The sequence below is a fragment of the Methylacidiphilum kamchatkense Kam1 genome (assembly GCF_007475525.1).
In the GTDB taxonomy this organism is placed as follows: Bacteria; Verrucomicrobiota; Verrucomicrobiia; order Methylacidiphilales; family Methylacidiphilaceae; genus Methylacidiphilum; species Methylacidiphilum kamchatkense.
Window position 1 is genome coordinate 366889 of sequence record NZ_CP037899.1, and the last position, 15075, is coordinate 381963.

At 39.8% G+C, this 15075-nt stretch carries 14 protein-coding genes; 8 read left to right on the plus strand and 6 right to left on the minus strand.

Features of this window, described 5'->3' with window-relative positions; translation table 11 throughout:
* Positions 1 to 31 precede the first annotated feature (31 nt).
* From kam1_RS01690 to kam1_RS01725, 7 genes are all read left to right on the plus strand, one after another.
* Positions 32 to 1879, plus strand: coding sequence for a cytochrome c oxidase subunit I (locus kam1_RS01690; protein WP_039721925.1), 1848 nt, complete (start codon positions 32 to 34; stop codon positions 1877 to 1879).
* A gap of 49 nt (positions 1880 to 1928) precedes the next feature.
* Positions 1929 to 2720, plus strand: coding sequence for a cytochrome c oxidase subunit 3 (locus tag kam1_RS01695; protein ID WP_039721924.1), 792 nt, complete (start codon positions 1929 to 1931; stop codon positions 2718 to 2720).
* A 36-nt stretch (positions 2721 to 2756) separates the two neighbouring features.
* Positions 2757 to 3053, plus strand: a complete 297-nt coding sequence (locus kam1_RS01700) for a cytochrome C oxidase subunit IV family protein (protein ID WP_039721923.1) — start codon at positions 2757 to 2759, stop codon at positions 3051 to 3053.
* A gap of 352 nt (positions 3054 to 3405) precedes the next feature.
* The gene (locus kam1_RS01710) at positions 3406 to 3603 is read left to right on the plus strand and encodes a hypothetical protein (RefSeq protein ID WP_143958202.1); all 198 of its coding nucleotides are present in this window, start codon (positions 3406 to 3408) and stop codon (positions 3601 to 3603) included.
* Positions 3604 to 3669: 66 nt separating this feature from the next.
* A complete protein-coding gene (locus kam1_RS01715) occupies positions 3670 to 3954 on the plus strand; it encodes a hypothetical protein (RefSeq protein WP_039721921.1) in 285 nt (94 codons plus the stop codon).
* 9 nt (positions 3955 to 3963) lie between these two features.
* On the plus strand, positions 3964 to 4758 hold the full coding sequence (locus tag kam1_RS01720) for a cytochrome c oxidase subunit II (RefSeq protein WP_039721920.1): 795 nt from the start codon (positions 3964 to 3966) through the stop codon (positions 4756 to 4758).
* A gap of 80 nt (positions 4759 to 4838) precedes the next feature.
* Positions 4839 to 5288 carry a DUF5069 domain-containing protein gene (locus kam1_RS01725; RefSeq protein ID WP_039721919.1) on the plus strand — a complete coding sequence of 150 codons (450 nt, stop codon included), beginning with the start codon at positions 4839 to 4841 and terminating at the stop codon, positions 5286 to 5288.
* Between the two features lie 94 nt (positions 5289 to 5382).
* Here the strand turns inward: kam1_RS01725 and kam1_RS01730 are convergent, their stop codons facing one another.
* The 6 genes from kam1_RS01730 to kam1_RS01755 form a co-directional block, all read right to left on the minus strand.
* Positions 5383 to 6114: a DUF3226 domain-containing protein gene (locus kam1_RS01730; protein WP_143958203.1), complete on the minus strand. Its 732-nt coding sequence runs from the start codon at positions 6112 to 6114 to the stop codon at positions 5383 to 5385.
* Positions 6111 to 7235 (minus strand): AAA family ATPase, encoded by a 1125-nt coding sequence (locus kam1_RS01735; RefSeq protein ID WP_039721916.1) that lies wholly within the window; start codon positions 7233 to 7235, stop codon positions 6111 to 6113. Before kam1_RS01735 ends, kam1_RS01730 begins: the two co-directional genes overlap by 4 nt.
* Positions 7236 to 7980: 745 nt before the next feature.
* Positions 7981 to 8400, minus strand: coding sequence for a hypothetical protein (locus tag kam1_RS01740; RefSeq protein WP_039721993.1), 420 nt, complete (start codon positions 8398 to 8400; stop codon positions 7981 to 7983).
* Positions 8401 to 8440: 40 nt separating this feature from the next.
* Positions 8441 to 10483 (minus strand): alpha-amylase/4-alpha-glucanotransferase domain-containing protein, encoded by a 2043-nt coding sequence (locus tag kam1_RS01745; RefSeq protein WP_039721915.1) that lies wholly within the window; start codon positions 10481 to 10483, stop codon positions 8441 to 8443.
* The gene (locus kam1_RS01750; RefSeq protein ID WP_039721914.1) at positions 10471 to 12627 is read right to left on the minus strand and encodes a glycoside hydrolase family 57 protein; all 2157 of its coding nucleotides are present in this window, start codon (positions 12625 to 12627) and stop codon (positions 10471 to 10473) included. The genes kam1_RS01745 and kam1_RS01750 overlap by 13 nt, the downstream gene beginning before the upstream one ends.
* A 43-nt stretch (positions 12628 to 12670) precedes the next feature.
* Entirely contained in the window at positions 12671 to 13699 is a 1029-nt protein-coding gene (locus kam1_RS01755) for a galactose-1-phosphate uridylyltransferase (RefSeq protein WP_039721913.1), read from the minus strand.
* 229 nt (positions 13700 to 13928) lie between these two features.
* Between kam1_RS01755 and tgt the strand changes: the two genes are divergently transcribed.
* A complete protein-coding gene (gene tgt / locus kam1_RS01760) occupies positions 13929 to 15065 on the plus strand; it encodes a tRNA guanosine(34) transglycosylase Tgt (RefSeq protein WP_052250527.1) in 1137 nt (378 codons plus the stop codon).
* Positions 15066 to 15075: the final 10 nt, after the last annotated feature.

Sequence of the window (15075 nt, forward strand, 5' to 3'; positions counted from 1 at the left end):
ACATGTTATAACAATTAATGGGAGAACGCGTATGGATTCTGAAATGTCTATGACTTCTCAGGCAGCACATGGTCATCATGAAGGCCATGAAGAAATCTCTTGGATAAGGAAGTATGTTTTTTCTACCGATCATAAAATGATCGGTTACCAATACATGGTGACCTCTCTGTTTGTCGCCCTTTTTGCCTTTTTCTTGATGGTGTTGATGCGCTGGCAACTTTCTTTTCCTGGAAAACCGATTCCTATTTTTGGGCCTATTCTTGAAAAATTGTTAGGCTCATCAATGGCTCCAGGTGGGGTGATGACACCTCAGTTGTATAACTCGTTTGGGGCGATGCACGGTACCATGATGATATTTATGGCGTTGGTGCCAGCGCTTTTTGCTGGATTTGGCAATTTTGTGGTTCCCTTACAGATTGGAGCACCCGATATGGCCTTTCCCCGGCTGAATATGGCCAGTTTCTGGCTGTTTTTTGTGGGGGTGCTCATTATGATGGTCAGTTTTTTTGTTCCTGGAGGAGCAGCGAAATCGGGATGGACTTCATATACGCCACTGGCTGATTTTGCTGACATGGGGCCGGGTTTTCACCCCATTTTTAATGGCCAAACCCTTTGGCTTATCGGTATGGCCTTTAATATCACGGGAAGTCTGCTGGGCTCAGTGAATATCATTACCACCATCATTCAGTTAAGAACAAAAGGGCTCAGCTGGATGCGTCTGCCTGTTTTTGTGTGGAGTGAATTAGTCACAGCCTTTTTGTTGCTCCTTGCTTTCCCACCATTAGAATCGGCAGCGATCATGCAGCTAATGGATAGGCTTTTTGGAACAAGCTTCTTTTCTCCTGAAGGATTAATTATAAATGGCAAGCATGCGGATATTAGTGGGGGAGGTTCCTCGATTCTGTGGCAGCATCTTTTCTGGTTTTTGGGGCATCCTGAAGTCTATGTTCAGATTCTTCCTACCATGGGAATTGTGGGTGAGATCTTTGCGAACAATACCAGAAAACCGCTTTGGAGTTATAAGGTATTCGTTTATTCGCTTTTGGCTATTGGCTTTTTATCGATGATTGTTTGGGCCCATCATATGTATATGACGGGCATGGGACAGGCAGTAACATCGTTCTTCCAGATCTTTACAACCATCATCTCCATTCCTTCGGTTCTTTTAGGAACGGTCTTGCTTCTTTCACTCTGGGGAGCTTCTATCCGCTTTAATGTCCCGATGCTTTTTGCCCTTGCCTGGCTACCAATGTTTGGCATAGGAGGATTAACGGGTTTGCCCCTAGGATGGACAGCTTCCGATGTGGTCCTGCATGATACTTATTATGTGATCGGACATTTCCATTACATGATGGCACCAGCATCCCTGCTTGCTCTCTTTGCGGGTATTTACTACTGGTTCCCAAAGGCTACGGGCAGATATATGAATGAATTTCTTGGTAAAATTCATTTTTGGCCCACGTTTATATTTTTCAATGGCATCTTTTTCCCAATGCTTGTGCAGGGGTTTGCGGGCGTTCATAGAAGATGGTATGACGGAGGTGCGGGCTGGCAGATGGCTCAAAATGTCTTGTGGTTGAATCAGGTGATGAGTTTTTCTGCCTGGGCTCTAGCGATTGCTCAAATTCCCTTTATTATTAACTTTTTCTGGAGTTTGTTTGCAGGCAAAAAGGTAACCGATGATAATCCCTGGCAAGCAACAACCCTTGAATGGGCAACTCCCACGCCTCCAGGACATGGAAATTTTCTACATCCTGTAGCGGTTTATAGGGATCCTTACGAGTATAGTGTCCCGGGATACAAACAGGATTATTTACCGCAATGGGAACCGGACGAAAGACTAAGTAAAGAAGGAAAATTGTCCCAGGTTCCTTTTTGAAAGCAAAAAACATATATAAGAAAGAAAAGAAAGAGGAGAGGTTTTTAACATGGAGATCCCTTATACAGTGACTGCAAGACCGGATACCGGTCTTTATAATGCAAAGGTCGGTATTTGGTTGTTTTTAGCTTCTGAGGTTATGCTTTTTGGAGGCCTTTTTTCAGCCTATATTTTTCTTCGGCTAGGTGCTACCCATTGGCCGCATCACATCCTTAATGTTCCAATGGGGCTCTTTAATACCATGGTGCTTATTAGTTCGAGTATCACCATGGTTATGGCATGGAGTTCCTTAAAGATGCGGCAATTTTCTAGTTATAGAAAATGGCTCGGGATCACTCTTTTTTGTGGGGTGTTGTTTCTCAGCGTTAAATCTGTTGAATATAAAGATAAGTTCCATCATTACGGAATCATCTTGAATAGTGGACAGGAAATTACAGGCCATTTGGCAATGACAGAAGAGGAAGCCATCCATTCCGATGTATTAAAAATTAAGCCTGATCCTGAAAATGCCGGAGATTTTCTTTTTCAATTAAAATCCATTTTTTCTAAACCTGAGGGAGAAGAAAAAGTCCTAGAGATCCCTAAAAAGGAAATTCGCTGGTGGTCTAATTTCGTTCCAAAGTATAACACTTATCTGGCCACCTATTTTACGATGACTGGGATTCATGCGCTTCATATTTTAGGCGGTTTACTAGTCTTGGGTTATTTTTGGGGACCAGGAGCAGCCTTATATAGAACAAATCCAGAACATTTAGCCAATAGGGTCGAAGTAGCAGGGCTTTTCTGGCATTTTGTCGATCTAGTGTGGATCTTTCTTTTCCCAACACTCTACCTGTTTTAATGAGGATTACCGGTTTATATAAAGGAGAAGGATACAATGAGTGAAGAAATTCATACGGAAAAAAAGAGAATTAAGTCTTATTTTGTCGTGTTTGGATTTTTGGTAATTCTAGCTTTGGTCAATGTCGCCGTTTCATATCTTCATTTAGGGGGAATGAATATTGCTGCAGGATTAGTCATTGCTGGCGTACAGGCATTGTTGGCTTTAGGGATCTTAATGCATATTTTCTGGGAGAAAAAGACTATCCATCATCTTATCGGCCTTGCGATCCTCTTCGTTTTGGCTTTATTATTATTATTAGTAGCTTCTTATTTTGATTCTATAGGAAAATAAAAAAAGGAAAAAGATATGTCCCTTCGACAATTCCACTTGGTGTTTATAACGCTAGCCACACTTTTGTTCCTCATGTTTGGAGCTTGGTCTATATACAGCTATATACAAAGTCATGAGCTCTTGTATGTATGGTTGGGAGTAGGGTCTTTTCTGTTTGGCATTTTGGCTGTTATCTATGGGATATGGTTCCTCTTAAAGATGAAGAAAATGAAAATTTATTAAACCTGATGAAAATACACTACCAGAATAGGAAAAATAAGAAAAATAAGAAAAACTATCTCTTAGCCTCTACTGCTGTTGTCCTTTTTTGCTTTATTTTCAATCACTGGGTAATGATCAAAAAATATTTTCCATGACAGGGGTAACGAGGGGTTTTGAAAAAGAGGATTGGGCTGGATTCTTTCTGGTAACTATTGTTTTTGTTGTGTGGGCAGCTCTTGGGGTTTTTATTTACTATCTTTTTAGAAAATCAAAAGCGCCTCCTCCCGATTACGCTGAATTCTTGGATCTACAAGAAGACAATGAAGAAGAAAGAATGTGGAAAAATTAAAAAATATAAAAAGCCATTTTTGGGTGTAACAGGAAAAAATAAGCAAACTTAACGAGGAGTTGTCGAATGAAATGCGGGATTTTTGGATCTGTAGGGTTACTGTTAGCTCTTACTATAGACAAAGCTTTTTCTTGTGGCATTTGCTCAGTTCCCAACTCTCCAGCGACGAAAGGGATGTTACCAGCAGTCCTTTTTCTCCTAGGGTTATTGGGGTTAGTCTTTGGACTTTTCATTTCGTTTTTTATAAAAATGAATAGAAAAGAAGCGGCTTTGGAGCGAGAAAGACAAGCTGAAGATGCCACTAAACCTCAAGAAACAAGCCCTCAGTTTAGTGTTGAACGCGGAATATAGAAAGGAATTATGATCGCACTTTTGTTGGAACTTACAGGTATTTCACCAAATGCTGCTGAACATGGACACCAAGTAGATCAATTCATGGAGTTGATCTTATGGTTTATGCTTATTCTTTTTGTTATTTGGTCTTCGTTTTTTGTTTATTCTTTGGTGAAGTTTAGCAGCAAAAAGCATCCCAAAGCCAGTTATGAAGGGTTGAAAGCCGATTGGCCGAAGCATTTGGAATGGGGTGTCATTTTTGTTGAGATGGTTTTACTCTTTGGCTTTTCCATTCCACTATGGGGAAAACGGGTTTTGAATCCACCATCGGTTGCTGAGGCGATTGTAGTGGAGGCGATTGCTCAACAATTTGGATGGCTTTTCCATTATCCTGGAGCTGATGGTAAGCTGGGGAAGCGGGATAATTTTCTTATTGATCCAATGAATCCCATAGGCCTCGATAAAAATGATCCGGCAGCTAAAGATGATATTGTTACAATGAACGAAATGCATGTACCTGTGGGAAAACCTTTACTGGTTCAGATTGGTTCGAAGGATGTGGTCCATAATTTCTATATTATTCAAATGCGAATTCAGAGAGATGCGATCCCTGGATTGACTATACCACTGTGGTTTACTCCCATCAAAACGGGAAGATTTGAGATCGCCTGTGGTCAACTTTGTGGAGTCGGCCATTTTGCCATGAAAGGCTATCTTGTAGTTGAGTCTCAGGAGGAGTATAATAACTGGCTCAAACAGATGGCAGAAATGAATGCAGAGTCTAACAATCATGCTCAACCTTCTGTAGCGGCTAAAAACTGATCAATTCGAATTCATGTTGGCCTACGGCTCCTCTCATATAGTTAATTCTAAAGCCGACTCGAAACGAATTTCTAGAGAAGATGGATTATGATCCTTTCGATTTAACACAACATCCCCCAAGAAGTCCAAGAGTTCGATTAGGCGGGTTCGTACTGCTCCCTAGAGTGATTGATAAAGGGAGAGCATTGCTCAAAGGAAAGATTGGAGAGTATAAGTTCAATTGTCCAATGGATCAAAAGCTCTTTTCTTTCCTTCAGATTAATGAAAAACAGTTTTTGGAGATTCTCTCTAAAACTTCATCTGATAAAGAAGTTTTGAGAGAAATTTTAAAAATATCTCCTCCTTCACTAGCTTCTTGGCAAATTGAAAACTGGTCTAGTTTTCTGCAGCAAAGCGGCCCTTCAGATCTTGAATCAAAAAAATTTTTTGTATCCTCTCTTGAGCAAATTGCTCCTGAGCGAGAGGATATAGTCAGTTGGTTTGATCTTTTGGATCTAGACGATTATGTCAGCTTTGGAGGAAAGCCTTAATTCTGAACAAGAAAAGCGTTCCACCGGTTTCATTAAGGATACGCAAAATAAATTCGACTAGAGCCTTTGCCAAAGTAGTTTATAAGATTCCCTATCAATCGGCTTGTTGCCTTGCTTCCTCTAAAGAATTTCTTATAACATTGACTAAGGGTTCTAATTTAGCATGATTAAAATTGAAATTTTTATCGGATTCTTCCAGATAATAACGTAACGATTTATTAGGATCTTTTGGATATGTAGAAGCTATAAAACATTGTACATAGGCCTTATCTTTTTGTTCTATTGACCAAGTTTCAAAAGTATTAGTACATTTGGCATATTTTCTTATACACTCATCAATTTCTGGATTCTTTTCTTTCAATACGCTATAACAAAGAGTTTCCAGTGCGCCTTTTTCATTGCAGTTCGGCAGGAGGTGAATTTTTACAGCTGGATATCCTTCATTAGAAGCAATTTCACAGCAACTCTGCGGAAAATTTAAACTTTTTTTTTTAATTCCGACACTCAGTTGGCCTACAATATTTTTTAAAGTCTTATTCGGATCTGGTCCTGCATCTGCAATAAGCAATATAAGATGGGGCTTTTTATTGATAAGAAAATTCGCAACGCCGGCATCAAATTTTGTAGGAAAATTATTTATACCACCTGCACTCCATACTTCATATTCATTGATCTGGTTATACTGTCCTAATTTTTCCAGAAACACTTTGTCTGCCTTTCCTTCGCAAATAATAAGAACATCTTTTTCTGTGAGAGGGATATTTTTTCGATTCTCCGAATTATTCACTTTACTAGTAAATAGGGGATTATCTTTTGCTTTACTCATCGTATTTCTAGCCGAGATCTGATGGCTGATTCAGCAAATTCTCCAGGTATTACGGATGCCGAAAACCTATTAGTTTTAGCGTCCTTTTTTGCATGAATAATTGTAAATTCAGTTTCTTTTGCGGATTCCTTCATGACATCGACAAAACTTTCAAGGCATTCGTAGCTGTGAGTTGTTGCAAAAACCTGTATTTGTCTTTGAGTGGTAAACTTGTTTAACAATCGCCAGAAACTCTTCATTCTGCTCCAGTGAATACCATTTTCTATTTCATCAACCAGAATGATCCCTTGTGAGAATCTAGAATCGGAAGCTATGAGAAAAATAGTAAGTGATTTGTGAGTACCAGAAGAATAAAGGGTCGAGGGAATTATTAAATCTTGACCCTCTATCTCAAAGAAAACAGCTCCTCTTGGAAAGTCTGGGGGTATCAATGGAAAAATATCTTTGATTTCAGGATATTCTTTTTTAAAAGCATCTAAAAAAACGCTCTCTTCTTTTTTTTCTTTAAGAGACGACAAAATTTTGGCAGACTCGGATGGATCATAAGTGACTGAGGAGCCAAAAAAGAATGTATAGGGCACAATTTCTTTGACCCCTTCTTGAATCATATCAGTATCAGTAAATCCCATCCAGTTTATTTCTTCAGTTTTATTATCTTCTTGGATATGCAATTCTAACCGAGGAAATACATGATCCGGATTGTACACTTTCCTCACCTTAAGATTTTCAGGAGTATTTGGGGTAGAAATAGCATGTTCTTGAAAAGCAGCTGCATAGGGAAGAATGCTGGAATCAGGTGAAGGGTAAAATTTCAGCTCTACCCTCCAGTAAGCCGAATTTTTTTTATTAACCAGAAAAACAATATTAGAACTCGGGTCATTAAAATAGCGTTTTACAGAACTGGCAAAATAATCTTTTTGTAAGAATGATGGAGGAATGCGTTGCGGTGTTAACCACTCTATTGCTCTTGGGTTAGGCTTACAAGCAATATAAATAGCTTCAAGAATCGTCGTTTTACCGGCAGCATTATCTCCCGTGATAATATTTATTCTAGAGAGATCGTCTAAAGCAAGATCTTTAAAACAGCGAAAATTCGTTATTTCCAGCGAATGAATCCTCATGCTCTTTCTTCGATAAGTTATACCTGATCTGTTTTTTAAAAAAGAAAGAAATTAACTTTATAAAGGCAAAATCTTCTCTTTTTTATGAACAGTAGCCTTGTTCATCCTTCCTTCGAAAGGCTTTGCCTAGGGGGTTGGCCTCTTTTGGAATATTCATTACTCATTTGGTTGAGATACTCCACCTGATCCTTTGGAGTTGTTGTATGGGAGTCAGATCCTCGAGTTAGGCTTATGGACCACTTATGGGCGCGCAGGAAATTAGAGCAGTGTCAACAGGACAGAGGGCCTTTCTTTTTCAAGCCATAGAGAGGAAAGGATAAGCTTAAGGAAGGTCGGCTTTATGTTGGAAAGCTTTATGACGAAATGCCACTCAATACCAACGGGCTAAGTAATCCATTTATTTTCTCTTACACCTAGCTAGCTACCTAAAATTAAGCCACTAGTAATTTTTGTTGAATACTCCAGCATTTCCCCCTCCTCGCTTGGGCAGATGTCCCTACAAGCCCTCCTTGGATATAATTTCCCCAAAAAAAATCACGAATTAGATTTTTGGACCGGCTCTTTGCAGAAGCCAACCAGCAGCTCTTCTTTACTATCCCTCAAATTTGCCTAGCAGATGAGCCGATACTCTTTTACCAATGAGCTTGTAGCCAGCCTATTCTTAAGGAAAAGGCCAAAGAATAGGCTGGCTAGCTACATACCAAAACACCCAATTCCAATCTGGAAGGGTCAATAGCTTGCAGCATTAGGGGACAACGAAAATCTTGCCTGTGTAAGGACAACGAACTTCCGTTCCTGGAGGGAATCCCCTAACATCCACCAACCCCGCGTCTGGAGCATAAGGGCTTTTTACATATCCAGGCTTTCCAGGGACTGATATCCCTTTGGGATATTTACTTGTGGTTTGTTGTGCCTGCGAGCTTCCAGAAGATCCCCATGGTTTATATTCTCCAGAAACAGGAGGATTGGATGTAGAAGGACTACCGGCTGTGCTTTCTCCTGTTGTTCCAGAAGAACTGCTACCGGGCTGGGGTTCGTTTGCTTTTTCAGGCAATTTCCCAGCTTTAGCGCCTCTAGTTCCTTCTGATTCAATTTTTTTTGATTTATTAGAGCAAGCTAAAAAAGCCAATGAACAAGAAATGAGTAATAGCAATACTTTTTTCACCTTGACAGGAAGGCTACGAAACTTTTCAAAAAAATTCAATCTAGGAATTTAGAAATTTTGTAATTATTTTCAAAGTCATCTTTTCCCTAGGCTGCAGATGGAAAGATTTAAGGATCTCAAAAGCAGATCCTTGATAGTCTTTAGCGAATAATCCTCTTTCATAACTGACCGTATAGATCGGAAAATGATAAATTTGGACTGGTTCTTCTGGCATAATCCATTGCCAAGCAAGATTTCTGGTCTTATCATAAATGGTCCATTCACTCACCTGCTCTTCTTCGAAAATCATGCCGGGGTTAAGTTTTTTATCCTTAATGAGGATATAACGGTCCAGGGAATCAACAGAAAGGATCGAATAATTGATTTCACAACAATAAAGAAGTTCTATTGGGAGGGTATCGTTATTAGTGATGGTGTAATTCACATGAAGTTCTTCATCAGGAGTAAGAATGTATTCCTTTCTAATTGTGAAGTGGAACTTTTTGTTTATGAAATACAATCCTCCATTTCTTTCCAATAGAACGGATAGTCCCTTTGCATTCTGGGCGAGCTCCAGAATGGTGTAAGGCTGATTGACGAAATCCCCATATTCCAAAAATGAACTGTTAGCAAAATCATAGGCAGAAGTGGATAAAGGAACGAAATGATCTAGAAAGAGAGTCCTTTGATGCCAATCTTCGATATACATGTCTGGAGGAATGGGTTCAGGGAAATAACAGGGATGTCGTTGTAAGGTATTGGCTAAGTTATAAGAGGTGGGCAGGAAATTAAACTCGGTAATGGAGCCACCATACAATGGTTCAATACATAAAGAACAGTGGGAAGAGCGGAGGAAAATTTCTGGAAACTTATCTGCATCAAAATCATTTTGCTCAATAGGCGGTAAAAGATGCTCTGCTTTTTCTTTAATCATTTTCTCAGCGTTAAGAATATGATAAAAGGCTGAATCTCGAATATAATTACCAAAAAGACCGTCTTTGAAGGCATGCCAATACACTGTGTGTCCTTGACTTGCCAACAGACAGTCAAAGATTTCTTCCTGGAATTCCTTGGGCAATAATCGGATTTTGGCACTGACTTGAAGCATTCTTTTATGGATGTGATTAGCTTCAGGATACTTAGAGAGGAAAGTTAACCAGTGGCCTCCACGAAAAAACTTGAGGAATCTATCTGCATCGAATCTGACCTTTAACTCATTGAGTGCGGAAACGTAATCTAATGTGGCTTTATGCGGCAAGCAAAAAGGTTGTAGTTCTTTTCTCCCACCTGAAGGCAGGGTAATTATTGGCCAGCATCCATCGATGAATTCCGATGGTAGTCTGGTTTGAATCCAAGAAGAGTTATTCTCGAGGTATTGTAACCAATCTTCCAGTCGACCTTTATGATAAATTTGCTCTCTGGTATCAGGCCAAAAACCGTACAGCTCACCATTTTGAGCAATGCAAAGAAGTTGCATGCCTTCCCTGTGGCTAATTTGGACGAATGAGGAATGGATATCTTTGATATCTTTAAAAGGAATTTCTTTTGAGAAGGATGAATGATAAGCAAACACATGAATGGCGTGCTGGTGGAATTGAGTAAGAAATGGTTGTCTGATTTCTGCCGGTGTTATCCCCGCATTTTCAAAAAGACTGTCCTCTAAAATGGTATATTGATACCCAGATCGGCAGAGTAGCTCAACAAAATAAGGTTCCCATATTGATTCAGCTAGCCAAGCACCCTTAGGAGCTTGACCGAAGGTGTTTTTTAAAAACTGATTCAATTTTTCAAGCTGCAGCAAACTATCCTCATTGGAAATATAACAAAAGATGGGTTCATAAAATCCTCCTCCAAGAAGCTCAATCCGCTTCTCAGTGATCAATTTTTGAATCAGTTCTATAACCTCTTTTTCATTTTCTTGGAGATAGACTAGATAGTTGCCGCTAAAATGGAGAGAAAGTCGGACTTGAGGGTGGTTCCTAATCGATTGAAGGAAAGGGAGGGTGGCCTTATGAGTAAATTTTTTCTTGGTTTCAGCAAAAACACCTGTCGGTTGATGAAAATGGACAACCCAAAGAATATCGATCTTTTTTAAATGAACCATTGTTGTAACTCAAAATCCTCAGAAGGAAATACGAAATCAATAGTCCCTCTTTCAGGATATCTTTCCAGGCTTAGATGTTCATGGTTAAGGATTCTTACAAAGAAACTAACTTGACTATTTTCTTTCCAACCTATGGTCGCTACAGGAACAGCTAGGACAAAGAAATCATCCCAAAAGACCTCTATTGTTCCTCCCACAGGCTGAAAAATACCTGCACTGTCCATGGCTTCAAGTTTCTTATCCCATTGGTTGCCATCTTTGGCAATGCATTCGATTCTATTTATGGCCGGAGAGATAAAGTCAACGACCACAATTTCTGGTTTTGCTGCTAAATCTAACCGGAGATAAAAATTATTTTTATCGAAACCAAAGAACAGTTTTTTGCCAATCCGATTCGATTGGTACATAGCGGTTTGTTGAACCGAAATGTCAAGGAATCCGGCACCAACCCAATCAAAATAATTTTCGAGTCTTCCTGTTAATTTTGGGCTTATGTACAATCTGGGAAAAATATAAGGGACAGGGAGGGAAGGAACATTGATAGGTAGATCTAGATAAGGGGGTGGAGTGAAGCCTAAAAACCCATACACATTTTTAAGATGAGAACGGAAGAGCTCATCAAAGAGTTGATCGGAATCAGTTGAAAAATCAGGACCATACCACCAGAACCAATCACTGCCTTCGGCAGCATAAAGACATTTCCAACTTTTAAGCTCAGAAGAATTCCCTTCCTTATTAGAATTTTTAGTAAGAAATTCTCTGGTTTTCCCCAGCCATTCCCAAGCTTTATTCTCCTCGCTATCTCCAATCCATATATCGAAATCAGCGTTGATCCATGAACCGGTATAAAGCTTGTAAACAGTAGTAGTTGGGGGATAGGTATCAAAATACTCAGAAGCAAGGGTTGTTCTTAAATTACGATGTTCAACAAGTCCCCGATAAAAGGAACTAAGAAAAGCCTCTCCTCCATCGTTAAAAGACTCCCATGCATTTTCTCCATCCAAAGCTATAAGAATTGCCCCTTTTTTAGGATCAATATGTTTGCAGGTATTCTCAAGGCTATGGAGAAGAAAATTGGCCGCTTGTAATGGATCGTTTTGAGAAGCTTTGAATCCAATAAAATCCGACAGAGGCCTTTCCCTGAAGAGGGCACACAGAGAAGCCTCTGGCAACTCTACTCGCCAACCCTGGAAGAGAAGAAGATGATCTTCATGTTTTCCACGCCAGTGAGGATCAAGTTCAAGGCTACGGAAGAGAATGGATTCATCTGTAAAAAAGTAATCAAATCCTGCTTCTTTGAAAAGTGGAAGAAGTTCTGGACAGACGGAGCCTTCTGATGGCCAAACCCCACGGGCAGGTCTACCAAAAACACTCTTTATTTTTTCCTGACCCAGCTTCAGTTGGTTCAATGCGTCTTCGGGGGCTTTGAATTGAGAGGGGAGATTGACATAGGGCATGCAGCGGCGCGCAAAGTTGGTGTCATAAATAAGAGGAAGAATAGGATGATAGTAGGGAGAGGTGGTGATTTCGATCTGGCCTCTTTCCTGTGCCATTTTATACTTTGGGATGATGGAAGAGAGGATGGCATGATGAATTTTCAAAAGCTCTTCTTTTTGCTCTTCGGTATAATTTCCTCCCTGCTTTCTTAATTCGTTTAGAAAAGGATACTGCTTTCGGGCAGCATATCCGCACCAGACCAGATTATAAAATACTTGTATGTCTAAGTAGTCCTGAGGATTAAAGAGCGAAGTTAATTCTTCTAATCTTGCGTAATTAACTACCTTGCCTCTTCTTTGCAAGAGTTCATAGTAACGAGGGATTGGCCGAATCAAAGTTTCATAATTGGCTTTGAAAAAATTTTCCAAAATCTTTTGTTTTTGAATCGGATTAAGTTCGGTTGCGGGGATTCTGGTTAAAATTTCAACGAAATCTTTTGCTTCTTTTTGTACTAGTTTTTCAATCTGCTCGAGCAACACCGGTGTAAAATTAAATATCGTTTTGAGTCCAGGAAATCTTTCCATCATTTCCAACATGTCCAGATAGCTATGAACCGAATGGAGCCTGACCCATGGCATAAGCGCCACATTGGTAGAATGATCAATGTAGTCAGGTTGGTGCATGTGCCAGAGAAGAAGAATGTTCATAACAATTAAAATTATTTATTGGCTATCATAAAAACTATACAAACTATATCTTACGAATTTGTCGAAGAAAATCGGCTGCTTCTTCCGGATAGACTGGATTGATGAAAAATTCACTACCTAATTCAAAGCCTGCTAGGAAAGAAATCCTTGGTAGAATTTCAATGTGCCACCGGTAATCGACTTCTACTGCAGTCATATATTCACGTCGAGAACTACGAAGTGGAGCTGTCTGCAGAACAAGATTGTAGTCTGGATTTTCTAAGCCTTTTTTCAATCGCTTCAAAAGATTTTGAAGAATATCGCTTAAAAGCATGATCTGATTATCGTCAAGAGAAGAAAAATCCAAGGAAGAAAATTTTGGCATTATCCAGGATTCAAATGGGAATCGGCTCGCCCATGGGCAAAAAGCTGCAAAAAAAGAGTTTTCTAAAACAATCCTTTTTCCAGCGCTCAGTTCCTCATGTAATACATCGGCAAAAAGGCTTCGTTCTTTCATTTCAAAATGCCTTTTAGCTTGCTCAATTTTTTCCTTAACTTCGCGAGGGACTATGGGCAAGGCTATCAATTGAGAATGCGGATGAATGATTGTAGCCCCGGCCATCCTGCCTTTGTTCTTAAAGATGAGAATATAACGAAAGCGAATGTCTTGTTGTAAATCAAGAATCCTCTCCCTATAGGCTTTCAGTACTAATGAAATTCCTTCCACTGTTTGATCGGCAAGCTCGACTGTTGGATCAGGATTTTCGATGATGACTTCATGGGCACCAATCCCATTCATGCGATCGAACATTCCAATACCCTCGGCTTGGAGATCTCCTTCAATACGTAAAGCGGGATATTTATTAGGAACAACGCGTACAAGCCAACCAGGGGAATCGGATGGACTATCCTTAGGTCTAAAAGCAAAAACTTCATGAGGAGTGAGTTTTTCTTTTCCCCAAGAGAAGGCATCGAAAATTTCTCTGTGATTGTTTTGAGTCACTACAGTGTATTCTACAGGCCTTTGTTTTCTTTCAGGAGAAAAAACGACCCATCGATTTGGCACAAAAGGATCTTTACGAAGTTCTGGCATAAAGTTAATTATTTCATCTTTGCTTCGGTAATTTCCGAAAAAAAGATACCCATTATGTTAACTGCAAACTGTCTCGTTATGTTTTTTTTGATTTTATTCTGGCATAAATGCACTTCTTTTTTTTGTACCAATGGTTGGCATAGGGGCAAGAACAAAATGGATTGCAGTTGTATAGTCTACAATTGGCGTAAAGATCCAACTGTCTTTTTTTAAAACAGAAAGAATTGTGATGAAATTTAAAGTCATTAAAGAGGTGGAGGGTTCGAAGGCTAGGTTAGGAAGGCTATTTACTCCGCATGGGGAAGTGGATACTCCCTGTTTTATGCCTGTGGGAACCGCAGCGACTGTCAGAGCGGTCTTCCCAAAAGATCTAGAAAAAGACGGCGTCCAGATGGTTTTGGCCAATGTCTATCACCTGATCCTTCGTCCTGGAATCCAGATCATTAAGGAGGCAGGAGGACTTCATAAATTCATGGGATGGACAGGAGCGATTCTTACTGATAGTGGAGGATTTCAGGTCTTTAGCCTCTCTTCTTTCTGTAAAATTTTACCCGAAGGAGTACGATTCAAATCCCCGATTGATGGTTCTTCCTTGTTGCTGACTCCTGAATCGGTAATCGATGCTCAAATTGAGCTGGGAGCCGATATTGTAATGAGTCTGGATCATTGCCCGCCTTGGCCTTCTAAGGAAAAGGATTTAGTTGAGGCAACTCGAAGAACAATATGTTGGGCTAAAATGGGGAAAGAGCGCTGGGAAAAGCATTGGGGGACTGAGATGGTGGAAGGTGCTACAAACCCTTTGCTCTTTGGCATTGTTCAAGGAGGCACAAAGAAAGAATTGCGTCAGTTTTGCTTTGAACAGCTTTTGAAAATAGGTTTTGATGGATTTGCGATTGGAGGCTTAAGCGTTGGAGAGCCGCTAGAGGAAAGCCTGAAGACGATCGAAGCCCTTACTCCTTTTATGGACAGTTCCTATCCAAAGTATGTCATGGGGATGGGCCATCCGTGGCAAATCATCCAGATGGTGGATTTAGGGATAGATCTTTTTGACTGCGTATTACCTACTAGGCTAGCCAGACATGGATCAGCCTACGTTGAGGAAGGAATCCTCCATTTAAAAAATGCTAGGTTTAAAACAGATGGATTGCCTATAGATGAAAAATGTTCCTGTTATGCTTGTCGAAAATTTAGTAGAGCCTATATCCATCATCTGTTAAAATCTCAAGAAATTCTTGGTATAATGCTCTTGTCTATGCATAATCTCTCATTTTACAACAGATTGATGAAGGAAATGAGACTATCCATTGGCAATGGACAATGGATTGATTTTTTGACTAGATGGAGAAATAAAAAGATAACAAAGTAAAGTTAGATAA

Bases quoted from the DNA above. Each gene is read 5' to 3' on its own strand.
- kam1_RS01720 (WP_039721920.1), top strand. From the start codon at position 3,964: ATGATCGCACTTTTGTTGGAACTTACAGGTATTTCACCAAATGCTGCT.
- kam1_RS01745 (WP_039721915.1), bottom strand. From the start codon at position 10,483: ATGGTTCATTTAAAAAAGATCGATATTCTTTGGGTTGTCCATTTTCAT.
- kam1_RS01700 (WP_039721923.1), top strand. From the start codon at position 2,757: ATGAGTGAAGAAATTCATACGGAAAAAAAGAGAATTAAGTCTTATTTT.
- kam1_RS01750 (WP_039721914.1), bottom strand. From the start codon at position 12,627: ATGAACATTCTTCTTCTCTGGCACATGCACCAACCTGACTACATTGAT.
- kam1_RS01715 (WP_039721921.1), top strand. From the start codon at position 3,670: ATGAAATGCGGGATTTTTGGATCTGTAGGGTTACTGTTAGCTCTTACT.
- tgt (WP_052250527.1), top strand. From the start codon at position 13,929: ATGAAATTTAAAGTCATTAAAGAGGTGGAGGGTTCGAAGGCTAGGTTA.
- kam1_RS01690 (WP_039721925.1), top strand. From the start codon at position 32: ATGGATTCTGAAATGTCTATGACTTCTCAGGCAGCACATGGTCATCAT.
- kam1_RS01735 (WP_039721916.1), bottom strand. From the start codon at position 7,235: ATGAGGATTCATTCGCTGGAAATAACGAATTTTCGCTGTTTTAAAGAT.
- kam1_RS01710 (WP_143958202.1), top strand. From the start codon at position 3,406: ATGACAGGGGTAACGAGGGGTTTTGAAAAAGAGGATTGGGCTGGATTC.
- kam1_RS01725 (WP_039721919.1), top strand. From the start codon at position 4,839: ATGGATTATGATCCTTTCGATTTAACACAACATCCCCCAAGAAGTCCA.
- kam1_RS01755 (WP_039721913.1), bottom strand. From the start codon at position 13,699: ATGCCAGAACTTCGTAAAGATCCTTTTGTGCCAAATCGATGGGTCGTT.
- kam1_RS01695 (WP_039721924.1), top strand. From the start codon at position 1,929: ATGGAGATCCCTTATACAGTGACTGCAAGACCGGATACCGGTCTTTAT.
- kam1_RS01730 (WP_143958203.1), bottom strand. From the start codon at position 6,114: ATGAGTAAAGCAAAAGATAATCCCCTATTTACTAGTAAAGTGAATAAT.